Annotated in this window: 19 protein-coding genes; 10 read left to right on the forward strand and 9 right to left on the reverse strand. The window is 58.7% G+C overall.

Going from position 1 to position 22,833, the window contains the following annotated elements:
* Positions 1-63: 63 nt before the first annotated feature.
* Complete coding sequence (locus ACL2XO_RS17865) at positions 64-546, forward strand: MarR family winged helix-turn-helix transcriptional regulator (protein ID WP_413741182.1); 483 nt, start codon at positions 64-66, stop codon at positions 544-546.
* Here ACL2XO_RS17865 and ACL2XO_RS17870 read toward each other — a convergent pair.
* Positions 515-1,192, reverse strand: coding sequence for an SDR family oxidoreductase (locus ACL2XO_RS17870; RefSeq protein ID WP_413743083.1), 678 nt, complete (start codon positions 1,190-1,192; stop codon positions 515-517). The genes ACL2XO_RS17865 and ACL2XO_RS17870 overlap by 32 nt on opposite strands.
* A gap of 239 nt (positions 1,193-1,431) precedes the next feature.
* On the opposite strand from ACL2XO_RS17870, the gene ACL2XO_RS17875 reads away from it, so the two are divergent.
* Positions 1,432-1,767: an AraC family transcriptional regulator gene (locus ACL2XO_RS17875; protein ID WP_413741183.1), complete on the forward strand. Its 336-nt coding sequence runs from the start codon at positions 1,432-1,434 to the stop codon at positions 1,765-1,767.
* A 1-nt stretch (position 1,768) separates the two neighbouring features.
* On the opposite strand, the gene ACL2XO_RS17880 is transcribed toward ACL2XO_RS17875, so the two are convergent.
* Positions 1,769-2,758, reverse strand: coding sequence for an aldo/keto reductase (locus tag ACL2XO_RS17880; protein WP_413724937.1), 990 nt, complete (start codon positions 2,756-2,758; stop codon positions 1,769-1,771).
* A gap of 693 nt (positions 2,759-3,451) precedes the next feature.
* Here ACL2XO_RS17880 and ACL2XO_RS17885 point away from each other — a divergent pair.
* Positions 3,452-4,681 (forward strand): MFS transporter, encoded by a 1,230-nt coding sequence (locus ACL2XO_RS17885; protein WP_413741184.1) that lies wholly within the window; start codon positions 3,452-3,454, stop codon positions 4,679-4,681.
* The gene (locus ACL2XO_RS17890; RefSeq protein WP_132927667.1) at positions 4,682-5,374 is read left to right on the forward strand and encodes a cyclase family protein; all 693 of its coding nucleotides are present in this window, start codon (positions 4,682-4,684) and stop codon (positions 5,372-5,374) included.
* Positions 5,375-5,377: 3 nt separating this feature from the next.
* Here the strand turns inward: ACL2XO_RS17890 and fhuB are convergent, their stop codons facing one another.
* The 7 genes from fhuB to ACL2XO_RS17925 all read right to left on the reverse strand — a co-directional run bounded on the left by fhuB (position 5,378) and on the right by ACL2XO_RS17925 (position 14,324).
* Positions 5,378-7,369, reverse strand: a complete 1,992-nt coding sequence (gene fhuB, locus ACL2XO_RS17895; RefSeq protein ID WP_413741185.1) for a Fe(3+)-hydroxamate ABC transporter permease FhuB — start codon at positions 7,367-7,369, stop codon at positions 5,378-5,380.
* A 23-nt stretch (positions 7,370-7,392) separates the two neighbouring features.
* On the reverse strand, positions 7,393-8,289 hold the full coding sequence (gene fhuD / locus ACL2XO_RS17900; RefSeq protein WP_132927665.1) for a Fe(3+)-hydroxamate ABC transporter substrate-binding protein FhuD: 897 nt from the start codon (positions 8,287-8,289) through the stop codon (positions 7,393-7,395).
* 17 nt (positions 8,290-8,306) lie between these two features.
* Positions 8,307-10,496 (reverse strand): ferric-rhodotorulic acid/ferric-coprogen receptor FhuE, encoded by a 2,190-nt coding sequence (fhuE, locus tag ACL2XO_RS17905; protein WP_413741186.1) that lies wholly within the window; start codon positions 10,494-10,496, stop codon positions 8,307-8,309.
* A gap of 239 nt (positions 10,497-10,735) precedes the next feature.
* Positions 10,736-11,626: an oxidoreductase gene (locus tag ACL2XO_RS17910; protein WP_413726971.1), complete on the reverse strand. Its 891-nt coding sequence runs from the start codon at positions 11,624-11,626 to the stop codon at positions 10,736-10,738.
* Positions 11,627-11,720: 94 nt separating this feature from the next.
* Positions 11,721-12,548 carry an EamA family transporter gene (locus ACL2XO_RS17915; protein ID WP_413741187.1) on the reverse strand — a complete coding sequence of 276 codons (828 nt, stop codon included), beginning with the start codon at positions 12,546-12,548 and terminating at the stop codon, positions 11,721-11,723.
* Positions 12,549-12,622: 74 nt separating this feature from the next.
* Positions 12,623-13,528, reverse strand: a complete 906-nt coding sequence (gene gcvA / locus ACL2XO_RS17920; protein WP_413741188.1) for a transcriptional regulator GcvA — start codon at positions 13,526-13,528, stop codon at positions 12,623-12,625.
* Positions 13,529-13,658: 130 nt separating this feature from the next.
* Entirely contained in the window at positions 13,659-14,324 is a 666-nt protein-coding gene (locus ACL2XO_RS17925) for a helix-turn-helix domain-containing protein (RefSeq protein ID WP_413724943.1), read from the reverse strand.
* 143 nt (positions 14,325-14,467) lie between these two features.
* Here ACL2XO_RS17925 and ACL2XO_RS17930 point away from each other — a divergent pair, with 143 nt between their 5' ends.
* The 6 genes from ACL2XO_RS17930 (at position 14,468) to ACL2XO_RS17955 (ending at position 22,821) form a co-directional block, all read left to right on the forward strand.
* A complete protein-coding gene (locus ACL2XO_RS17930) occupies positions 14,468-15,934 on the forward strand; it encodes a M81 family metallopeptidase (RefSeq protein ID WP_413741189.1) in 1,467 nt (488 codons plus the stop codon).
* Positions 15,931-17,508 (forward strand): serine hydrolase domain-containing protein, encoded by a 1,578-nt coding sequence (locus ACL2XO_RS17935; RefSeq protein ID WP_413741190.1) that lies wholly within the window; start codon positions 15,931-15,933, stop codon positions 17,506-17,508. The genes ACL2XO_RS17930 and ACL2XO_RS17935 overlap by 4 nt, the downstream gene beginning before the upstream one ends.
* An 18-nt stretch (positions 17,509-17,526) precedes the next feature.
* Positions 17,527-19,095, forward strand: a complete 1,569-nt coding sequence (locus ACL2XO_RS17940; protein ID WP_413724946.1) for an ABC transporter substrate-binding protein — start codon at positions 17,527-17,529, stop codon at positions 19,093-19,095.
* Positions 19,096-19,157: 62 nt separating this feature from the next.
* Complete coding sequence (locus ACL2XO_RS17945) at positions 19,158-20,081, forward strand: ABC transporter permease (RefSeq protein WP_413724947.1); 924 nt, start codon at positions 19,158-19,160, stop codon at positions 20,079-20,081.
* Between the two features lie 10 nt (positions 20,082-20,091).
* Positions 20,092-20,985, forward strand: coding sequence for an ABC transporter permease (locus ACL2XO_RS17950; protein ID WP_413724948.1), 894 nt, complete (start codon positions 20,092-20,094; stop codon positions 20,983-20,985).
* Positions 20,986-20,994: 9 nt separating this feature from the next.
* Complete coding sequence (locus ACL2XO_RS17955) at positions 20,995-22,821, forward strand: ABC transporter ATP-binding protein (protein ID WP_413741191.1); 1,827 nt, start codon at positions 20,995-20,997, stop codon at positions 22,819-22,821.
* Positions 22,822-22,833: the final 12 nt, after the last annotated feature.

The following is a 22,833-nucleotide window of genomic DNA, read 5'->3' on the forward strand; positions in this document are numbered from 1 at the left end:
TTTTATCACCTTCTCTTTATGAAATATAAGTGTATAATACACACATCAACCTGGACGGCGTCAATGAAAAAAGTGCAAAATACACATAAAATCGCAAATTTCGAAGAATTACATGATGCTCTGCTGGCTATCGTCGGTGCTTTTAACCGTCCGCAACGGGATGAAGTGATGATAAAAGAATCCGGTATTCATCTTGATCGCGCATTGTTTCCACTTCTGGTGCTGATAAGCCGTTTTGGTCCAATGGGCGTTGGAGAGCTCGCCGACCGGGTAGGCCGTGATTACACCACGGTGAGCCGTCAGGTGGCAAAACTAGAGAAAACCGGTCTGGCGCGGCGACAAAAGAATCTAAAGGACAAACGGATCAATGAAGCCGCCATTACCGCAGAAGGGAAAAGGATGACCGATAAAATTGATGAAACGCGCGCGCAAATTTATGGCAGCATCTTCCGCAACTGGCCAAATGATGAGAGCAGTGAACTGGAAAGACTGTTGAAAAAGTTTATAGCGGATTTCACCACGCTGGAGGGAAAAAAAACCGGTTGAATCGAGGGCAGCCCCCGGAACGTCCACGATCCCAGGGGCTGTCTATTTCGCCCAGTCCGCTTACGGTCAGGGCAAGGTTCTCTTTTCTTACTTGATCCCCATCCTGGTTGTGGTTCGCATTATCGAGAGCCTCGCGCTTAGCCCGGCTCGACCGTTGATAATCATCCACGACGAGATCGCCATAGCTCACCGAGGTGGACTCGAGGAAATCGGTGCGAAAAGGCCCCGGATGGATGCAGGTCGCCTTGATGCCGAAAGGTTCAAGTTCGATGCTCAGGGATTCGGACCAGCCCGAGACCGCAAACTTCGTCGCGCAATAGATGGATGCACCGTCGAATCCGGTGATACCGCAGGTGGAAGAGACGGTAATGATATGGCCGGAACGCTGCGCTCGCATTAAGGGCAGCACTGCTCGCGTGACATTGAACACGCCGAACACATTCGTCTCGAACTGTTTACGAATAAGTTCTGGCGACAGCTCTTCAAACGCGCCCAGTTGACCGTAGCCGGCGTTATTAACCAAAATGTCCAGTCGGCCAAACTGCCCAACCGCCGCGTTCACCGCCCTTTCCACCGATTCATCGGACGTAACGTCCAACTGAACCGCGCACAACCGCGCGCCATATCCCTCCAGTGCGGCAAGTATTTGCCCGGGCCGGCGATACTAAATCCTGCGCCGAAACCGGCAAAGACACGTTCCTTCCCATTCGCTGCCTGATTCTCTTGCTGCCGCCCTGCACAGGCCGTAGCCTGACAATTTAATGCGTACCAAAGGCCGGCTGGCGCAAAGCCTATAGACGGGAGAGGGATTGGCGGGATTTATTGCCCAATAGTATTGATCGCCCTATAATTTGTGGCGCCTTAGCTTGTGTCGGCACTTTCACTGTGTTTCAGGAGATCCCGGCCATACCCGCCCCGCCCATTCATTGTTCACGCCAAAGGCTGGCCGCCAGGATCCTGGCGCTGACTGCCAATACCGAAGTGCTGCCCACGGCAATTCCCCATGTCACCCTGTTCAGGCGACCGGGTCCGGTGGCGCCACAGGCGGTGGTCTATGAGCCGAGTCTTGCGATTATCGCCCAAGGTAAAAAAAGGACCCTTGTCGGGAACGAGACCTATATTCACGACGATGCCCATTTTTTGCCGACATCCATAGACCTCCCCACGATTGCGGAGGTGCTGGATGCCAGCAGGGCACTGCGAAGCAAAGACACAGCGTAATTCAGCGGCCGGTGCTCTTTTGCAGATGGCTTGGATAACGATCCCCCTGCACGGTGATGTTCGCCAGGGCGCTGTTAATGTCACGCAAATCGTCCGCGGTGAGTACCACCTCGACGGCTCCCAGATTTTCCTCCAGACGATGCAGTTTAGTGGTGCCGGGAATGGGTACAATCCACGGTTTTTGCGCCAGCAGCCAGGCAAGGGCGATTTGCGCGCGGGTTTTCTGCTTGCTTGCCGCCAGATCGCCAAGGAGCTTCACCAGGGTCTGGTTAGCGTCCCGCGCCTCCTGGCTAAAGCGGGGTAGACCGGTGCGAAAGTCGTTACTGTCGAAGGCGGTATTCTTATCAATGGTGCCGGTAAGGAACCCTCTGCCGAGAGGACTGAAGGGGACAAAACCAATGCCCAGTTCTTCAAGGGTCGGCAGGATTTCCGTCTCAGGTTCCCGCCACCATAATGAGTATTCGCTCTGTAACGCGGTTACCGGCTGAACGGCGTGGGCGCGGCGGATGGTCTGCGCGCCCGCTTCGGAAAGCCCGAAATGTTTTACCTTGCCTTCCTGGATCAACTGCCTGACCGTACCGGCGACATCCTCAATGGGGACGTCCGGATCCACCCGGTGTTGATAAAGCAGATCGATAACGTCGGTTTTGAGCCGCTTGAGCGAAGCTTCCACCACCTGCCTGATATGATCCGGCCGGCTGTTCAGATGCTGTTTGCCGTCCGGGCTCGGCAGCACAAAACCGAACTTGGTGGCAATCACCACCCGATCGCGAAACGGCGCCAGCGCCTCTCCCACCACATCTTCATTGGTGTACGGACCGTAGACTTCCGCGGTATCAAAAAAAGTGACGCCACGCTCCACCGCTGCACGGATAAGCGCAATGGCTTCCTGCCGGTCCTTCGCCGGGCCGTAGGCATGGCTCAGGCCCATACAGCCCAGGCCGACCGCCGATACTTCCAGGTTACCGTTGCCAAGCGTTCTTTTTTGCATTTTTTTTCTCCAGCAAGCATAGGTTGAACAGGACAGGCCAGCATGAGGCCGGCCTGTTGTTTTTAATCGATTATCTGATGCGGATAATCAACGTTAGCAGACCGAAGCTCTGTACGGTAGCGTCCTTGGGAAAATGCCCTTATGAAAAAAATTCATTTATAGAACACTGCGGAATTGGGCATGTCCTGGTGAATGAGGCCAACGTAATGTGAAAGAAATGTGATTTACATCTAAAATCGGTGTTTCCATTCTTGTATGGTAGCATTCAAGCGCTTATCTTTACATCAACAACCTTGCTTCCAGGTGTTTTCGGTACGCAGTTCATTCTCAAAAAGGAGACATTATGGCTTGACTTGATATTAGCGTTAATAACAAAACTGATCTCTGTTATTGGAGCTTAGATATTTCACCTTATCTTTAGAGGACATTTATCATGATTGTCTTTTATTGATCAAAGGTTGATTTTTTACGTCTATTATTTCCTCGTCTCGTTACGAATGTCATTGGGGCGAAAAAAAATTGGATAAAAACTATTTGCCTTACAATAAAGAGGTTTTAGAAATGGGAAAAGAAGAATTATCTTTACTCAACCCTGAAGAAAATAGGCGTGAACCTGTGGCGAGCACGAATGACACATTGAATTCTACAGGAAAGCGTCGCTTTTTTCCCAAGGCACACCCATTATCGTGGTGGATGTTGGTAATAACGACATTAGCCATTTTGATGAACTCAATAGACAGAATTATATTGCCCACATTATTGCCCGCCATAATGAAAGATTTCAACCTGACGGAAATACAAGTCGGCTGGCTCAACTCGTTAAGCTTTTTCGGTACGCTGAGCGGCGCGGTTATTTTCGGAATATTTTCCGATTTTGTGGGAACCGGTCATAAACGCTGTTATAGCTGGACGGTGGCGGTCATTGTTGAAGTCGTATCCGGAGTGGCCACCGCATTTTGTAAAACCTTGGGCGCATTCCAGGCATTGCGGATTTTCATGGGAATGGGGACCGGCGGATCCGAACCCATCAATGTGGCATTATTAGGCGAATGGTGGCAAAAAGAGAACCGGGGCTTCGCCATCGGCGTCCACCATACCGGTTTCCCGTTAGGCCAGTTTATCGGACCGGTACTGATTGCGGGGATTTTGGCTTTCGGTACCTGGCGTCAGGCATTTCTCTTCATTCCGCTCATTGGCCTATCCATTGTCTTTATACAATATTTCGTCGGGACGAAAAGAAATCATCAAAAGGTGATGCAATGGATTGCGGAAAATAAACTTACCCAGCCCATCGAGCCTGTTACCGATGTAAAACGTGATAGTTTCAGAACCGCGTTGGGTAAATCCTTGTCTTGCCTGAAAAACCGCAACTGTCTGCTGGCGATTTCGTTAATTTTCGGTTTTACTTGGGCGGAAATGGGGATAGCCAACTTTCTTACCCTCCAACTGACGCGCGAAGTGGGCTTGCCGCTTTCCACCGCGGCCATCATTTCCGGCGCGTCGGGTCTTACCGGCTGGATCGGCCAAATTTTATGGGGCGGCTATTCTGATGTTAAAGGCCGTAAGAGCTCGCTGGGCATTATCATTTTTGGCTGGATGATTGCCACCGCCCTGTGCATGTATATCCATTCCGCCGCATTTGGCTGGGGAATACTGATCTTCTGGGGATTGTTCAGAAACTCGCCTTATCCGGTCGCCTATGCCTTGCTGATAGATTCAGCGCCTAAAGCGGCCGCATCCAGCATGGGTTTAATGATTGGTTTGGCCGTCGGGATCGCGGGCATCCTGGTCGCCCCCGTGACCGGCTGGATTATCCGTGACTATGGCTTCAATGTGCATTATATGATTATCGTCGGCGTTCTGATCCTGTCCTGCTTGCCGCTTTTTTTCATTAAAGAAACCATTACCCATAAGAGCGCCTAAATGAATAATGAACTGTTGACCTTATTGCATCACTGCGAACTTATTGAACTGAATTATTTTTATGACTCCTCCATGCCCGTATGGCCAACCCATCCGAAGTTTATGCTGAACGACTGGGAAACACATGCCGCAGGAGACGGAAATTATAATAACCTATTGCAAATGGGCGATCACTGCGGTACCCATGTTGACTCACCCTCGCATTTTATCCCCGCCGGGAACACCATCGAAAAAATCGATGTCCGTCAATTGATGGGCCGGGGCGTTAAAATAGACGTTTCCGGTTATCCCGCGGATACGGAAATTACCGTCGCCATGATCCAGTCTTGGGAAGCGAGAAATGGAGATATCCAAGCCGACGATATTGTATTATTCCGCACCGGCCATGATAAAAAATGGCAATCTCGGCCAAATCATAAATCCTTTTTATCGGGTTGGTCCGGTTTGTCTGGGGCGGGGGCGGAATACTTATTAGCAAAAGGGGTTAATGTCATCGGTTCTGACGCCCTGTCGCTGGATGCCTGGTCAAATTCCACCTATCCCGCCCATCAGATTATTCTTGGATCCGGAAAACTTATCATGGAAAACCTGGCGAATCTGGACAAGGTTCCCGAGACGTTTATCTTTATAGCTTTACCCTTGAGAATAAAGGGAGGTTCGGCCTCCCCTGTCCGCGCCATTGCATTGATTTAAAGTTCAGACGGCGGTTTTGCCCTGCCGCCGCAGCAGGAAAACAAAATAGGGCGCGCCGATAAACGTCGCCAGCAGCCCCGCCGGGATCTGGTTCGGGAACATCACCATGCGGCCGCACCAGTCGGCCGCCAGCATCAGCGCGGCGCCGATGATCGACGCCACGGCAAGCTGCGGCATGGCGCGCCGAAAACCAAGCATCCGCGCCATATGGGGCGACATCAGCCCGACGAAGCTCAGCGGCCCGACGGTCAGCGTCGCCCCCGCGGTCAATACCGAGGCCAGCAGCAGGATGATGAGGCGGGACCGCGCCAGAGGCACGCCCAGCGACCTGGCGGTTGCGCTTCCCAGCGGCAGCACATTCAGCCAGCGGCGGCATAACGGCGCCAGCATCAGCAACACCACGGCGAGGACAGCGCTGGCAACGGCCTGCGGCGCCAGCACGCCGTAGGTCGAACCGGATATCCAGGCCAACAGGCTGCCGAGCCGGGGATCGTCGCTCGCCAGCAATAGCGCGATCAGCGCGGAAAACATCGTGCCCAGCGCGATGCCCGCCAGCAGGAGGCGCTGGCTGGAGAAATGCCGCCGCCCGGCCACCGCCAGGATGGCGGCAAGGGTCAGGGCGGCCCCGCCGCTACCCGCCCCCAGCATGGCCCCGAATCCGTAGGCAGGCAGGAAAAACATCGCCAAAATCTCAGCCGATGCCGCGCCGGCGCTGATACCCAGCACCTCAGGACTGCCCATGACATTGGAGGTCAGTTTCTGGATCAGGGTGCCGGCGGCCGCCAGCATCATCCCGGCGCTCAGCGCCGCCAGCGTGCGCGGCCAGCGCCAGGGCAACAGACGCCACAGGTCTCCCCCCGCCCAGCTTATGCCCCGGCTGTCGCGACCTATCGTCAGGACCACCGCCAGACCGGCCAACAATAGCACGGCGCCGCCCGCCACCCACAGTCCCGTGCGGGTACGCTCAGCACGTATCTCGCCATATCGGCCGGCCATCTCCGGCGCCGTGCCGTGGCGCAGCCTGGGCAACAGCCAAAGCAGGAGGGGGGCGCCAGTCAAGGCGGTGGCGGCGCCGGTGGGCACCTCCTGCCAGAGTTGCGCCAGCAGGACCATGGCCTGATCAGCCAGACACAGCAGCAAAGCCCCCGCCACCGGCGCCAGCAGCAGACGGTGGCGCAGGCGGCGGGCGCCGAGCAATTTTGCCAGTAGCGGCGCGAACAGGCCGATAAAGCCCACCACCCCCACCGCATTCACCATCATGGCGCTCAACACAACGGCCAGGGCCAGCGCCCCGAGCCTGGCGGCAACCAGCCCCAGGCCGAGCTGGCGCGCGACGTCGTCGTCTACCCCCAGCAGCGTCAACGGCCTGACCAGCAACAGGGCCAGCAACAGGCCCAGCCCGAGGCGCGGGAGCAGATAACCGGCCGCCAGCCAATCCTGCTGATTCAGCGCCCCGCTGCTCCAGAGGAACAGGTTTTGCAATTCCTGATAATGAAACAGCGCCAGCAGGCTGGTGATGGCGCTGCAATAGAGGCTGACCACCAGCCCCGCCAGGATCAGGGTAACCGGGGACAGGCGTTTTCCCCAGGCTGTTCCGAACACCAGGATACCGACGCCCAGCGCCCCCAGCAGGGCCGCCATCTGCTGACCCGCCCCGCCGCCGGGCAACATTCCCAGGCCGGCCAGGGTCACCCCCAGGTTCGCGCCGCTGGCGACTCCCAGCGTCGCCGGTTCGGCCAGCGGGTTGCGCAATACCTGCTGGAACAATACCCCCGCCAGCGCCAGACCGGCGCCCACCAGCAGTGAGACGGCCAAACGCGGCAATACGCTGTAATAAAACAGGACCTGCCGGATATCCCCGGTGTCGGGGTGCATGATTGCCCCCAGCCACCAACGGACGGGCAACACCTGCCGCGCATTATGGACGCTGAGGGCCAGGGCGGCCAGCGCGGCCAACGCCAGCAGGGCGGCGGAGAAAAGAGACCTTCGTTTCATGGCATGGTCTTTATAGGCGGGGCTCACCATTGCTCCTCCAGCGCCTGGAGCATCCGGCAAAACCGCAGCGCGGCAAGGGTAGCGCCGAAAATCCAGATGGCGGGCACGGTGCGCATCGCGTTCCGGCGTACGAACGGGATCGACCGCCACAGCGGCGTGGCGGCAACACGCGCCCTGGCGGCCCCGTCACCGTGATCCAGGCAAATGGCTCGCAGCGGTGGAAGCGTCGCCAGGCGTTCTATGCCGACCTCCGCGGTGCCCCAGAAGCTGTTTTCCCCCCGCCAGGCATTTTCGATGGCCAGTTGTCCCATGACATTCCCGAACAGACTGGTCTCACCGAGGATCACGGCATGGCGGTCGTCAATAAGCGAGAAAACCAATAACGGCTGCCGCCGATAGGAATCAAGCCGTGCCCGGGCATCCGCCAACTGCCGATCAAAATAGGCCAGGTGCGCCCTCGCCGCCGCCGCCACGTCCAGACGTTCCGCCAGGGACATCAGGCCGCCGCGCACCGTGCTTAAGGGCTGGCCCCGCGCGTCGGTAAAGTTGAACATCATGGCGGGGGCGATGCTTTGCAACTGCGCCTCACGGGGGCCGAATCCCTGGGAGTACAAAATCAGCTCCGGCTTTAATTCGGCGATGAATTCCAGATTGGGTTCCGCGCGCTGTCCAACGTCGATGACGCCGGCGGGCAGCGCCGGTTCCCGTACCCACAGGCGGTAATCATGGGTATCGGCCGCCGCCAGCGGCGTGATGCCCAGGGCGAACAGCATCTCAAGCGGCAGCCATTCAAGGGCGATGATGCGGTTGGCGGCAGGCGCGGCGGCCCGCGCCAAACCGCCCGGCAATAGGGGCGCCAGCAGCAGCGCCGCCAGTAGCCGGCGCCGGTGTGTATCAATGGCGGCCCCATGGCGCCCCATGCCACCCTCTCCCTTATTCAAAATGTATAGGAAACAGTAACGGAATAATTACGCGGTTCCCCGTAGACCGCGTAGTCGCTCAGCCAGGAGTAATAGGTGCGGTCAAACAGATTGTCGACGTTGGCCTGTACCGCCATCTGTTTGGTGACCTGATAACGGGCAAACAGGTTGGCCAGCGGGTAGCTGCCCTGGTAAACACGCGCCGTCGCGCCGTCGGGTCCGGTGGCATCCTGGAAGGTACGGTTTTGCCAATTCACGCCGCCGCCGACGGTAAGATCCGGCAGCATCGGCAGCCGGTAGCGGCTGAAAAGCTTCAGCTCGGTTTGCGGCATATTGCTGTTCAAGCGGCTGCCGGTATTATCTCTCGCCACGTAGCGCGTCGCGCCGAACGTCATCTGCAGGTTATCCGTCACCGCCCCGTTCAGCTCAAATTCCGCCCCTTTGCTCACCGTGCCTTGCGCGGCGTAGTAAGCCTGCTCGCTGGAGCCATTGACGAAGTTATCGCCATCGGCCTGGGCGACATTATTCTGCTCGATACGGAAAACGGCGAAGGTCGCCGTCAGCCGGCCGTTCATCCAGTCCGATTTCAGACCGGCTTCATAGTTTTTACCGGTGGCGGGCGCGAGATAGCGTCCGTCGCGATCGCGATAGGTTTGCGGCTGGAAGATAGAGGTATAGCTGGCATAGGCCGACCAGGTATCGTTGATGTCGTAAACCAGGCCGCCGTAAGGCGTGAGGTTGTTTTTGCGCATGTCGCCGCTGGTGCCGACGGTGCTCCATTGCGTGTAACGGGCGCCGATGATGAGCGCCAGCGGATTGGCCAGCGAGAAGCGCGCGGCGGTATAGGCGGATTTCTGCCGTACGACGTCATCCAGGTTCTGATACCAGTCGCCCCAGTCCGGTTCGGCGACATCGCCGTTCCAGCCGTTGAAACTGCCCGTTTGGTCCGTGTCCATAGGACCGTCCGCGCTGTAGGTGTCGTTATGCTGGCGGCTGTAGCTGACGCCCGCCACCAGTTCATGCTGGCGACCAAACAGATGGAACGGGCCGCTGGCATAGGTATCCACGGAATCCATTTTGCGCGTTCCCCGGTCTTTGCTGCCAAAGCCGAAAATGCCCTCCCCGGTCACCGCATCGGGGAAATCCTCGATATAGAGGAGGGTATCATCGAAGGTCTCTTCGGCATGGGTGCCGTTCAGGCGAAAGGTCCAGCCGTTGTCGAAGTCATGCTTGACGTTGGCAAAGACCTTGCGCGAGTCAATGTCGTAGTGCGTCCAGTCCGCCGAAGGATTGGTGCTGCGGTCGAAATGCGTACGCGCGCCGTTGCTGTACCACGTGGGCAAGCCGCCCCAGGTGGGATTGCCGGTGTGGCTTTGCTGATAATCGTAGCCCAGCGACAGGGTGGTGTTTTCGCTGACGTCGGCATCCACCACGCCATAAAGGAATTTTTTGTCTTTATGGTAGCGGTCCAGCCAGCCGTCCTGATCCTGATAACCGGCGATGATGCGGCCGCGGACTGTGCCCGACTCATTCAGCGGACCGGAGAGATCCGCCACATAGCGCTGTTTATTCCAGCTGCCGTAACTGGCGCTGAGATTACCGGTGAATTCGCTGCTGTCCGCATGTTTGCGCACCATATTCACCGATGCCGCCGGATTGCCGGCGCCGGTCATCAGGCCGGTTGCGCCGCGGACCACTTCGATGCGGTCATAAATGGCGGTATCCTCGGCGGCATCGCCAAAATTCCAAACATCGCTGACTGACGTGGGAATATCATCGAAGGTGTAATTGTTGATATAAAAACCGCGGGAAAAGTAAGAGGAGCGTTCGCTGTCGATAATTTCCGTGGCGATACCGGTGGTGTTGTCCAGCACCTCGCCTACCGATTCCAGGTTTTGATCCTCCATGCGCTGTTTGGTGATGACGCTGACCGACTGCGGAACGTCACGGGGCGCCAGCAGCATTTTTGTGCCGGCGCGCGTGGTTGTCACCTGGTAATCCTGCTGCTTTTGAGTGGACCCCTTTGCTGTCCCTTTGACCACCATTACCTGCTGCGGGTCTGTCGCCTTTGTTGCGTCGGCAGCACCGGTTGAAGTAGTAGCGGCAGTGCTGATTTCGGCTGCCTGCGCCACCGCGGGATTAATCAGTGCGTGAATCGCCAGCGCCAGCAATGAAACGGTGAACGCATTTTGATAACCGACGCGCATAGAACGGCGCCTTTTTCCCTGCCTTAAAGAGACACAAAGAGACATAAAGTTAGCCATGAGAAATTTTTTAAGGTGTCTAATGAGAATGCTAATGATAATTATTTTTCTTAAGATATTTCGAAAGGATTTACTAAAAAGTGTAATAAATTATTATTGTATGAATATCATAGCGATAGCCGCCGGCACAAGGCACCGATAGGCCATCGCTGGCCACGAGAATATAACCGCAGGGGGAAATCTCAGCCGGGTCCGTCGCTGGCGGCCGCCAACAGCGGCACGATCAAATCGCTTATGGGCGTCGGGATACCGCGGGATCGGCCGCATCGCTGCACGACCCCGTTCCGGCAGTCCCACTCCAGAGGACGGCCGGCTTGCCGGTCGGCGAGGATGGAGGTGCCCAGGTCAGGCGGGGAGCGATGGAATTTATCGACTATCTCCTGCGCCACGTCGTCCCCCAATGTGGCGCCCTCCGCACGGGCAACCGCCAGACATTCCCGCAGGTAGGCCATAGACAGCGCGGTAATATCGGCCCGGGCGAACATGCCGGAACGGCGGCCGGTCAGCACCATTAAACCCGCCGCCGCGTTCTGTAAAAGCTTTCGCCACGCAACCGACGTGAAATCCGCCGCGACATCAACCGTGCATCTCGTACCGCGCAACGCCTCGAGCACCACGCCGGTGGCCGGCGTGTCCGGCAAGGTGAGGCGCGCTTCGGCGCGCAGCCACACCGATGCGTCCGGTTCACGTTGAGCGGGGAACCACACCACCGAGGGCAGCACCGGGCCGCCGGACAGGAAGGGCGCGAATTGCGTTTTCTGCTCAACGCCGTTTTGCAGCACGCAGACAACCGTCTTCGCATCGCACAGTGCGGAAAGCCACGGCGCCGCCGCCTCCGTTTGTGTCGCCTTGACCGCGACGAAAACCAGGTCGAACGGGTGTTTGATCTCGGCCGGATCGCTTAGCACGGGCCCCGGGACAACGATACGACCGCCATCGAAGCGCAGCTCCAGGCGCTGGTGCGCCGTGCGGCCGCAAATCGTCGGCGTACGCCCCGCCTCATGCAGCGCTGCCGCCACGGTGGTGCCTATTGCCCCCGGCCCCACCAGGGCGACGGTTGGATATTCCGACATCATTTTATCCTCTTGTTCTGATAGTCATTTGCTGCCCTGACCGCCGTGCGGCTCGGGCCAGCCCTCGATATTCAATAGCTTCACACAACAGCGGTCAGCCGATGAGGATCGTGCCGATGGCAATCACCGCGCACGCCAGCATCTTTCGAACCGTCAACGTCTCCCCCAGGAAAAAATAACCGATCAACGCTGCAAACAATACGCTGGTTTCGCGCAATGCCGACACCGCGCCCATGGGCGCGCAGGACATGGCATAGATGATGATGCCATAGGCCAGAAGAGAGAGCAGCCCGCCGATGAAGGCCATGATAAATCCGGGCCCCCAGGTCAATAAACTGCGCGCGCCGCGCAGGCCGATGTATACCGATGGCATCAAGATGCCCCACAAGGCGCACATCCAGACCGTATAGGTTATGGGTGCGCCGGACAGACGTACGCCGATGCCGTCCGTGACGCTGTAAGCGGCAATGAAACAGCCGGTTCCCAAGGCATAGGGCAGGCTGGGAACCGCAAGCCTGCGTCCTTTGACGGCCAAGGAAACAATGCCGACCGATACCAGAACAATGCCAAGCAGGGCGCCCATCCCTATCCTCTCGCCGGCGAAAACAGATGCCGCGAGGGTGATTAAAATGGGGGAAGAACCCCGCGCAATCGGATAGGTTTGCCCGAGGTCTCCCGCCTGATAGCTCCTGACCAGAAACAGGTTATAGCCAACGTGCAGCACCGCTGAAACTACCGCATACCTCCAGCCGGCTTTGGCCAAAGGCGCCAGAAACAGGGCTATGGCGACGCTTACGATGGCCACCGCCAGACACATGATCGTCATCGACCAAAGTCTGTCGGCCCCGCCGCGCAGCAGCGCATTCCAGCCGGCATGCAACAGCGCCGCAAAAAGCGTCAGTAAAATGATATCAAAAGGCATACGCCATACTAAGCAGCCCGGCGCCGTTGTTAAAGCGAAGTCTCTTCATTTCAGCATGAGCAATTACTCATGCATTAGCGATAGTCTTGCCGGGCCTTGCTTGATTCCGTCTGCAGCCATTGACGAAAGCTGATGATGTGGGACTGGGATTCGATGCCTTTCGGACAGACAAAATAATAGGCGACCGGAGAAGGGAACGGCACGTCAAACAGCCTGACCAGGCTGCCGTCGCCGATCTCGGCTTCCACATGCCCGCTTCGCGCCAGCGCGATTCCCTGGCCCAACAGCGCCGCCTCGATAGTCATGTTGGTGTCGGCGTATCTGACGCTTTCCTTGAGGGCGGTGATGCCGACGCCTACTTGCCCAAACCAAACCTCCCATTTCGGCACCAGATCCGCGCCGTCACGCGTAAGCAGCGGGTAGCGCAGGAGTTCGGCGGGTTTGCCCGGCGCGCCGAAGCGACGCAGGAAATCAGGACTGGCAACCGGGAAAATCTGCTCCCTGAACATGAATTCCGAATACAGGGCCGGATAATTCCCGCTGCCGAAACGGATCGCGACGTCCGACTCCGCGCTTGAAAAATGAATGGCCTGGTCAGTGGTTTCCAGCGTGACCAGAATTTCCGGGTGCTGCCGGGACAGGCCCGGTAATCTGGGCAGCAGCCATTTCAGCGCGAAGGAGTAGGTCGTACTGACCCTAAGCCGGACCCTGCCCTTTTGCTCTCTCAGATCAGAGAGCGTCGCCTCCAGAGTCATGAAGAATTCACGCACGATAGGCGCGAGGGCCGCGCCGGCAGGCGTCAGGCTCAATGACTTGCCGCGCTGGAATAACTGCAGCCCCCAAAGCTCTTCGAGATTTTTCAGCTGATGGCTGACCGCGCTTTGGGTGATATGCAGTTCTTCTGCAGCGGCGGTGAATGTGGCGTGCCGTGTCGCAACCTCAAAGGCGCGCAGCGTGGCGGTGGGCGGCAGGTCTCTCATAATCGTGTTTCCTGGTGCGAGATTCGAAAATCAGCTTTATGAACAGAAACTCATGATAGAGCATTATAACCCTGCGCCGATAGATGCCGATGTCTTGGCGCCTTTAACCCCTTGCCGTCAATGGCATCGCTCAGTCCGCCGGGACTCCCACCATGCCCTCTTTAAAATGCAGCCGCTGCGTCAGGCAAATGGACAAAATGGTGGCTTCTTCGTCGCTGGCGGAAATAAAGGCATGGGGCATGGTGCTGTCAATGTACGCGCTGTCGCCGGTTTCCAGCGTCAGCGGCGCATACCAGGCGGTATACAGCACGGTCACGCCGTGGGTGACATAGATAAATTCTTCCCCTTCATGGCTTGACCATTCATTGCGCGGAGGCACTTGTCTGGCGCTGATCTGCATAATCAGCGGAATCATTCCCTTATGGGTCAATTCAGAGGAGTGCACATTATATTTGTAGTTCGGGGTATTGAACGTCAGCCCTTTTCCCGCACGGGTAAAGGTGCGCCGTCCTGAAATCGGCGCGACCGGAAGGGTGGACGGAGAGTTGGCCGGCGCCTGCTCGGTAAACAGCTCGCCAAACGTCAGATCATACGCATGGGCAATTTTCACAATGGTATCGAAGGACGCGGAAACCTGGCCGTTCTCGATTTTTGATAGGGTTGAAATGGACAACCCGCTTTTTTCCGCCAACTGTTCCAGCGTCCAGGCGCGTTCCTGGCGCATGGTTTTCATTCTCGCGCCAAAATCGAGCTCATTGGGCATCCCGGTTGCATCTTCTTGTTTGTTCCTCGCCATTTTCACCTCTGCCTCGCTTACCGCGCTCTGGCGGAAGTGTATCTAATTTTCTCGGAAGACGCTCATATTTTACTATAAGAAAATCTTTTTTTACTAAAAGAAAAATTACCTCTAGGATGTGAAAAAAATGGCTGGAGTCAAAGATGAAATTATTTATCGCCGCGCTGGGCACCGAGACCAATACCTTCTCGCCGCTGCCCACCGGACAGCAAAATTTTGATGAAACGCTATACCTGCGCCAGGATGGCAGCCGCCGGTCAGCCCACTATTTCGCGCAGCCCATGCGAATCTGGCGGGAAATGGCGCAGCGGCGCCAGGATGACGTGGTGGAAAGCCTGACGACCTTTGCCCAGCCCGGCGGCCTGACGCGTCAAGAGGTCTGGGAGCGCCTGCGGGACGATGTTTTAGCGGATTTGAAAAATGCCGGCCCGGTGGATTGGGTATTGCTAAAACTGCACGGCGCCATGGCGGCGGACCACTGCGACGATTGCGAGAAAGAACTGCTGCTGGCGGTACGCGACATCGTCGGCCCGCGGGTCATCATAGGCGTTGAGCTGGATCTGCATTGCCATCTCGATCCGGCGATGGTCGCCGCGGCTACTATGATAATCCTGTACAAAGAGTATCCCCATACCGACGTCAACGACCGGGCGGTGGAACTGTTTAATCATTGCCGGGCGGCGGCTGAAGGAAAAATCAGGCCGGTGATGGCGCTGCGGGATTGTCGCATGCTGGGCGTCTGGCGCACCCCCGATGCGCCGGTACGCGCGGTGGTGGATTGGATGTCCGCCGGCGAACAGCGGGACAATGTGCTGTCCCTGAGTTTCTGCCACGGTTTCCCCTGGGCCGATGTGCCCAACGTCGGCGCGCAGGCGCTGGCGGTGACCAATGGCGATGCCGGGCTGGCCGGGGAGATGGCCGGCGAGCTGGCAAACCGCATTCTGGCGCTGCGGGAAAATTACCACCCCCGCCTGCTGTCCGTTGACGAGGCCTGCGGGCAGTTACCCGCTCTTGACGGCATCAGCGTGGTGGCCGATATCGCCGATAACCCCGGCGGCGGCGCGGCCGGCGATTCCACCTTTTTGCTGCAGGCCATGCTCGCCGCCAAAACGGCGGGGGTGCTGTTTGGCAACCTGTGGGATCCGGTGGCCGTGCGCATTTGCCAGGAGGCGGGCGAAGGCGCGGTATTGCCCCTGCGTATCGGCGGTAAGGTCGGACCGCAGTCGGGCAATCCCGTTGACTTAACCGTCCGGGTGCTGCGCGTGGTGGAAAATGCCGGCGTCACCTTCGGCGCCGGACGGCAGCCGATGGGCGATGCGGTGCTGCTGGATGCCGGCGGCCCGCATATCGTCATCAACACCGTGCGCACCCAAACCTTTCATCCCGACGCCTATACCCAGTTCGGTATCCGCCTGGAGGACTACCGGGTCGTGGTGGTGAAATCCGCCCAGCACTTTTATGCCGGTTTCGCGCCGGTGGCCGACCGGGTGATATACGTCAGCGCGCCGGGTACCGCTTCACCGGATTTCAGGCACATCGCCCTGCCGAAAGCCGGCCGTCCGCTGTGGCCGCAGGTTGCCGATCCCTTTGCCGGCGGGGATGCGATATGAACCCGCTGGTAGAGGATATCGAGGGCGCGGCGGACAGCGTGCTGGGCCGTTTTCAGCGTCCGGGCATGCCCGGCATGAGCGTGGGAATCGTACAAGGGGACACTGTGCTGCTGCGCAAAGGCTATGGGTTGGCGGATATCGGCAATCATCGGCCCAACGCGCCGGAGGTTCCGATGCGCATCGCCTCCCTTAGCAAACAGTTTACCGTCACGCTGGCGATGATGCTGGAAGCCGAGGGCCAACTCTCTATTGATGATCCGGTGCGCCGCTATATACCGGCACTGCCCGACTATGGCGTACCGGTAACGCTGCGTGACCTGATGTCCAATCAAAGCGGCGTGCGCGACTTTCTGGAGCTGCGCCTGCTGTCGGGGGGCAATTTCAGCGATCCCGCCAGCGATGAGGAAAGCCAGGCGCTTATCTGTTCAACGGCGGAACTGAACTTCGAACCCGGCACCCGTTTCGCCTACTCCAACACCGGTTTCAAACTCCTGACCCAGGTGGTGGAGGCGCTGGAGCAGGATCGGCTGGAGGATATTCTGCGGCGGCGCATTCTAAAACCGCTGGGCATGGCGCAGACAAGCCTGGCCCGCAGCGACACGCCGTGGCTGGCGGAACGCGCGGTACCCTATGTGGTGACGGATGGGATACCCGTGCAAGGGCGCTGGTCGATACCGCTGGAAGGCGCCGGCGGCATGATCTCCACGGTGGACGATCTGCTGAAGTGGGCACGCTATGTTGCCGATCCCGCGTCGCCGCACGCCGGGCTGTTCGCAAAGATGACCCAGGCCCGTCCCTATCGGGACAACACCCCTTCCCTGTATGGCCTGGGCTTTACCGTGATGCCCTACCGGGGCTTGAATTCTTTCGGACACCACGGACAGCTTCCCGGCGTATTTGCCGAAATCGCCTGGTTCCCGGATATCGACACCACCCTGGTGCTGCTGGCCAATACCACCGAAATCAATCCGTTCCTGCTGGGCCGCCAGCTGGCGGACGCACTGTTCCCGGACGCGCTGGCGCCGCGCCTGCCCGCCCCGGATCCGCTGCCGGGATACTACTACAGCCGGGAAGAGAGCCGCGTGCTCGGCGTGAATGCCTCGGCCGAACTGGAAAGCGCCATGACGCGCACGCCCCTTGAGCGGCACCGGCCCGATGGCTTCCGCCCTTACTGGCCGATGCTGCATCTACAGTTGGCGCCGGCTGGGGACGCGCTGGCGGGAACCGACGGACCTCAGCCGGTGGAATTCGTCCGGCTGCCCGCGTTCCATCCTGCCGACCTTCACCCTTATACCGGGACATTTTATCAGCCGGCGCTGAAAAGCGTTTGGCGTATAAGCCTGGAAAATCAGCAGTTGCTGTTAACCCTGTCCGGCCCGCTGGGCAGCAGCCGCTTTCACCTGACGCCATTGACGGAGGAGGTACTGATCGCCGCCCCGGCCATCAATCCGGACGGTGATTACCGGCCCACGGTGCGCCTTTTCATGGAGAACGGACGCCGGCGGCTGCTGCTCACCACCGATCGGACTTCACGGCTGTTCGCCGATGAAATGCCGGTTACTTCTCATCGTTAACTTTTCGGGAGTTTTTTTATGCCTTCAACGTCCTTGACAACGATTATGCGTCGCACCTTGCTGGCAACGGCACTGCTGCCGGCGCTGGGAAGCCTGCCGGCGGAAGCGGCGGGAAAACTGGTTTGGGCAATGGGCGTTGACGCCGACTCCCTCGACCCGCACCGCACCACGACCTGGGAATCCTGGGCAACATTCGATCTGATTTATGACTCTCTGCTGCAATTTGACGGCAACGGCAAGGTGGTGCCCAATCTGGCGAAAAGCTGGGAGGTGACGCCGGACGGGAAGGAATATACCTTTCATCTTAATCCGGGCATACAGTGCAGCGACGGCACGCCCCTTGATGCCACCGATGTGAAATACACCCTGGATCGCGCCTTTGATAAACAAAATCCGAGCGTTATGAAGGCCGGTTTCGGCCCGGTCACGGCGGTGACGGTAGTGGATCCGCTGACGGTGAAATTTACCCTCTCCAGCCCGTTCAGCGCCTTTCTGGCTTTTATGGGCGAGCCCTTCTCTTCCATTCTGTGCGACAGCAACAAAGCGCTGGGTAAAGACTTTGGCTCCAGCAAGGCCATCGGGTCCGGGCCGTTTATGGTCAAATCCTGGGTCAAGGGCGATCGCATGGTGCTGGTACCCAATCCGCACTTCAAAAACTACGGTCGTCCGGCCGCCAATCCCGGGCCGCCGAAGCTTGACGAGCTGATTATCCGCCGCATGCCGGAAGCGCAAACGCGTCTGGCGGCACTGGAAACCGGCGAGGTGCAGATTGCCACGCCGCCGTTGGATAACGTTGACACGGTACGCAGCTCACCGAAAATGAAGCTGCTGTCCGCTGACAAAACCGGCGCCACCATTTTCTTCGAGTTTACCACCAGCCGTCCGCCGTTCAACGACGAACGCCTACGCCAGGCGGTGGCCTATGCCGTCGATCCCGATGCCGCCATCGATATCGTGTTCGGCGACGTGGCAAAACGGGAACACTGCGCGGTGGGACCGGGAGTGTTCGGCAACGATGAGTCCTGGTGCGCCACCCAGGGATACAAGTATGACCCGGAGAAAGCCAAGGCGCTGCTGAAGGAAGCGGGTTACGGCCCGGACAAGCCGCTGGACGTCACTGTCATGACCTGGCCTGATGATAACCGCGAGAAAATACTGCAGGTATTCCAGAACCAACTGCAGCAGGTGGGGATCAAGGCCAACATCGAACTGATGGATATCGGTACGCTCAACGCCCGCGTCAAGCAGGAAAACGAGATGAAAACCGGCAAGGGCTCGTTCAACATGATGGGCTGGTCATGGTATGACCCGGATATCCTTTACAACCTGTGGCATTCGCCGGGGGCCTACTCCGGCTACCAGACGCCGGAACTGGATGCCATCCTGGATAAGACCCGCACCACCATCGATCCCAACGCCCGGCTGCAGGTGGTGCGGGACGCCCAAAGCTATCTGCTCAAGCACGCCGTGCAGGTGCCGCTGTATACGCCTGGCTGGAACTGGCTGTACGCGGTGCGCAATGAAGTGCACGGCTTTAAGGTCAGCGTGTTCAACCGCCCGATCTTCAATGATGTGACGGTGCAATAGTTGGCCCCCTTTCCCCCTCACGGGGGAAGGGAACATTCGTTCCCGCTTTGCAGGAAATCACTATGCTTCAGTTTATCGCCCGCCGCAGCCTCGCCGCGCTCCTCACCGTATGGGTCGCCACCATTGCCGCGGTGCTGCTGATTCACCTGGTGCCCGGCGATCCGGTACGTACCATGTTTGCCCAGTCACAAGGCGTCACGCCGGCGCAGATTGAGGAAATCCGCCATAACTTCGGTCTGGACCTGCCCATTTACCGGCAATATTTTATGTATATTATCAAGCTGTTGCATGGGGACATGGGCGTCACCATTCGCGGCCAGCAGCCGGTGCTGAAGCTGTTGCTGATCTGCCTGCCCTACACCCTGGCCCTGACCTGTACCGCCATGCTGATAGCGCTGGTGATCGGCATGAGCTGTGGTTTTATCGCCGCCTATAAACGCGGCAGCTGGTTTGATTCCGGCCTGATGGTCACGGCGATCCTCGGCGTCTCGCTGCCCCACTTCTGGCTCGGGCTGATGCTGATACTGCTGTTCTCGGTTAAATGGGGGCTATTGCCGGTGGCCGGTACCGGCATCCAGGGGCTGATTCTGCCGGCCCTGACGCTGGGGGTCACCAATGCGGCGATCATTGCCCGGCTGACGCGCTCCTCCATGATTGAAATCTTCAGCCAGGACTTTATTCGCACCGCGCGGGCCAAAGGCTTGCCGCGCACGCTGGTGCTGTATCGCCATGCGCTGCGCGCCGGCCTGATCCCCATCGTGACCATGATGGGCATGCAGTTCACCTACCTGATGGGCGGCGCGGTGATCATCGAAAACGTGTTTAGCTGGAACGGGCTCGGCCGCCTTGCGGTCCAGGCCATCTTTCAGCGCGACTATCCGCTGATCCAGGGCTTTATCCTGATATTCGCCCTGATTGTGGCGGTGGTGTCGCTGCTGCTCGACATCCTCTACGCCTGGCTCGACCCGCGCATAAAAGTACATTGAGGAACGCAACATGAGTGTGCAGATAACCAGTGATATCGGCCGTTCACCGCTGAAAGCCGGCAATGGCGCGTTATGGCGTATTGCCCATGGCGTGCGGCATAACCGAATGGCCCTGGTGGGACTGGCCATCATCACGGTGCTTATCCTGATGGCGATTTTCGCGCCGCTGCTGGCGCCCTATGCGCCGGATCGCATGGGCGCCGGACGGCGCCTGGTGCCCCCTTGCGCGGCATACCCGTTCGGTACCGATGAATTCGGCCGCGATATGTTCAGCCGCGTCATTTACGGCTCGCGGCTGACGCTGATGATCGGCGCGATTTCCGTTGGCATTTCAGCGCTGTCCGGACTGTTGCTCGGCCTGCTGGCGGGCTACGCCGGCGGCTGGCTCGAACGCATCATCATGCGCGGCAACGACGTACTGTTCTCGTTCACCGAGGTATTGATTGCCCTGTCGGCGGTGGCGGTGCTGGGGCCGACGCTGCAAAACGCCATGATTGCCGTCGGTATCGCGGCTATTCCTTTTTATGTGCGTATTACCTATTCACAGGTGCTTATTGAAAAGAACCGTCCCTATTTTGAAGCGGCCGTTGCGGCGGGGGCCGGCCATCTGCGGCTGATTTTCCGTCACCTGCTGCCCAACGTATTGCCGCCGCTGATTGTGGTGGCGACGCTGGGCATGTCCACGGCCATGCTGGCGGCGGCCGGGCTGTCATTCCTGGGATTGGGGGCTCAGCCGCCGCTGCCGGAATGGGGGCTGATGTTATCCCAGGGACGCGACTACATTACCCGCGCACCCTGGATTTGCATCATTCCCGGCCTCTCCATCGTCATCACCGTGCTGGGTTTCAACCTGCTCGGCGACGGTATTCGTGAAGCGCTCGACCCCAGCCAGCGCCAGGGATAAGGAAAGATAATGAACCCTTCTCTACAACCCTTGCTCAGCGTCAACGACCTGACTATCGCCTTTAGCGCCGACCCGCTGAAACCGGCGATGGTTGAAGGACTGAGCTTTACGCTGCATGCCGGTGAAACGCTGGCCATCGTCGGTGAATCCGGCTCGGGAAAAAGCGTGTCGATGATGTCTCTCATGCAGCTCCTGCCCAAGCACAGTACCTTTATTCGCGCCGGCGAAGCGCGGTTCAACGGCCAGGATCTGCTGTGCATGAATGAAAGGCAGATCAACCAGGTGCGCGGGGCGCAAATTTCAATGATTTTCCAGGAGCCGATGACCTCCCTCAATCCCGTGCTGAGCATCGGACTGCAGCTGACCGAGACAATTATCGTCCACCAGAAGCTGTCGCCGGCGCAGGCGAAAGAGCGGGCCTTAGCCATGCTGGATCGCGTGCGCATCAACGATCCGCAGCGGCGCTTTCGCCAGTATCCCCATGAAATGTCCGGGGGCATGCGACAGCGGGTAATGATCGCCATGGCGCTGGCATGCCGGCCGCAAATTCTCATCGCCGATGAGCCGACCACCGCGCTGGATGTCACTATCCAGGCGGAGGTACTGGAACTGCTGCGGGAACTGAAGCGCGAATTCCATACGTCCATCATCCTGATTACCCACGACATGGGCGTGGTGGCGGAAATGGCCGACCGGGTGATCGTGATGCAACAGGGAAGAATGGTTGAACAAAATACGGTGCGCGGGCTGTTTGCCGCGCCGCAGCATGCCTATACCCGGGCGCTGATGCGCGCGGTGCCGCGCCTGGGGGAAAGCCGGGGCGCCGAGGGTCCGGTACGGTTCCGTTTGCTGGGGGAAGATGAAGACGAAACGCCGCCGATAGTCGCAAGCGGGCCAATGCCTTCCCCCCGGCCCCCCCAGCCGCTGCTGGAGGTGAAAGATCTGCACGTACGCTACGACGTACGCGAAGGTTTATTGCGCAGGTTAACCGGCCGCGTACATGCCGTGGAAGGCGTCTCATTTGTCATCTATCCGGGGGAAACGCTGGCCCTGGTGGGTGAATCCGGCTGTGGCAAATCTACCACCGGCCGTTCGCTTATCGGGCTGGAGAAGCCCGCGGCGGGGGATATCTGGCTGGATGGATATGAGGTGACGCGGCTGGACCGCCACGGTATGCAACCGGTGCGCAAACTGGTGCAAATGGTCTTTCAAGATCCCTTGGCTTCCCTCAACCCTCGTCTTGATGCCGGCAGCCAGGTGCGCGAGCCGATGGATATCCACCGGGTGGGCAGCACCGCCGAGCGTGACGCCCAGGTCAGCGAACTGTTTCGTCGCGTCGGGCTGGCGCCGGAAATGAGCCGCCGTTTTCCCCATGAGTTTTCCGGCGGCCAGCGGCAGCGTTTGTGTATCGCCCGCGCCCTGTCGCTTCGCCCCAGGCTGATTGTCGCCGACGAGGCGGTTTCCGCGCTGGATGTATCAATACAGGCCCAGGTGGTTAATCTGATGCTGGAACTGCAGGCGGAGCTCGGCATCGCCTGGCTGTTTATTTCACACGATATGGCGGTGGTGGAACGGGTAGCGCATCGCGTGGCGGTGATGCAAATGGGCCGCATTGTGGAAATCGGTCCGAAAGCGTCGGTCTTCGCCCGACCCGGCCATCCCTATACTCAACGATTGATAGCGGCGGTGCCGGTAGCGGACCCCGGCCATCAGCGGACCAACCGCTTTAGCGGCGCCACCGAACTGAAAAGCCCGATCCGCGCACTGGACCATCAGATGCAAGCGCAGAGTATGAAAGAGATTGCGCCGGGCCACTTTATTGCTATAGATGCTTAACACCGGGAGAAA

The sequence above is a fragment of the Sodalis sp. RH15 genome (assembly GCF_047324255.1).
Taxonomy (GTDB): domain Bacteria; phylum Pseudomonadota; class Gammaproteobacteria; order Enterobacterales; family Enterobacteriaceae; genus Acerihabitans; species Acerihabitans ligni.

Bases quoted from the DNA above. Each gene is read 5' to 3' on its own strand.
- ACL2XO_RS17935 (WP_413741190.1), top strand. From the start codon at position 15,931: ATGAACCCGCTGGTAGAGGATATCGAGGGCGCGGCGGACAGCGTGCTG.
- ACL2XO_RS17925 (WP_413724943.1), bottom strand. From the start codon at position 14,324: ATGGCGAGGAACAAACAAGAAGATGCAACCGGGATGCCCAATGAGCTC.
- ACL2XO_RS17955 (WP_413741191.1), top strand. From the start codon at position 20,995: ATGAACCCTTCTCTACAACCCTTGCTCAGCGTCAACGACCTGACTATC.
- fhuE (WP_413741186.1), bottom strand. From the start codon at position 10,496: ATGCGCGTCGGTTATCAAAATGCGTTCACCGTTTCATTGCTGGCGCTG.
- ACL2XO_RS17945 (WP_413724947.1), top strand. From the start codon at position 19,158: ATGCTTCAGTTTATCGCCCGCCGCAGCCTCGCCGCGCTCCTCACCGTA.
- ACL2XO_RS17940 (WP_413724946.1), top strand. From the start codon at position 17,527: ATGCCTTCAACGTCCTTGACAACGATTATGCGTCGCACCTTGCTGGCA.
- ACL2XO_RS17930 (WP_413741189.1), top strand. From the start codon at position 14,468: ATGAAATTATTTATCGCCGCGCTGGGCACCGAGACCAATACCTTCTCG.
- ACL2XO_RS17915 (WP_413741187.1), bottom strand. From the start codon at position 12,548: ATGCCTTTTGATATCATTTTACTGACGCTTTTTGCGGCGCTGTTGCAT.
- ACL2XO_RS17950 (WP_413724948.1), top strand. From the start codon at position 20,092: ATGAGTGTGCAGATAACCAGTGATATCGGCCGTTCACCGCTGAAAGCC.
- ACL2XO_RS17890 (WP_132927667.1), top strand. From the start codon at position 4,682: ATGAATAATGAACTGTTGACCTTATTGCATCACTGCGAACTTATTGAA.
- ACL2XO_RS17865 (WP_413741182.1), top strand. From the start codon at position 64: ATGAAAAAAGTGCAAAATACACATAAAATCGCAAATTTCGAAGAATTA.
- fhuB (WP_413741185.1), bottom strand. From the start codon at position 7,369: ATGAAACGAAGGTCTCTTTTCTCCGCCGCCCTGCTGGCGTTGGCCGCG.
- ACL2XO_RS17880 (WP_413724937.1), bottom strand. From the start codon at position 2,758: ATGCAAAAAAGAACGCTTGGCAACGGTAACCTGGAAGTATCGGCGGTC.
- gcvA (WP_413741188.1), bottom strand. From the start codon at position 13,528: ATGAGAGACCTGCCGCCCACCGCCACGCTGCGCGCCTTTGAGGTTGCG.
- ACL2XO_RS17910 (WP_413726971.1), bottom strand. From the start codon at position 11,626: ATGTCGGAATATCCAACCGTCGCCCTGGTGGGGCCGGGGGCAATAGGC.
- fhuD (WP_132927665.1), bottom strand. From the start codon at position 8,289: ATGGGGCGCCATGGGGCCGCCATTGATACACACCGGCGCCGGCTACTG.
- ACL2XO_RS17885 (WP_413741184.1), top strand. From the start codon at position 3,452: ATGTTGGTAATAACGACATTAGCCATTTTGATGAACTCAATAGACAGA.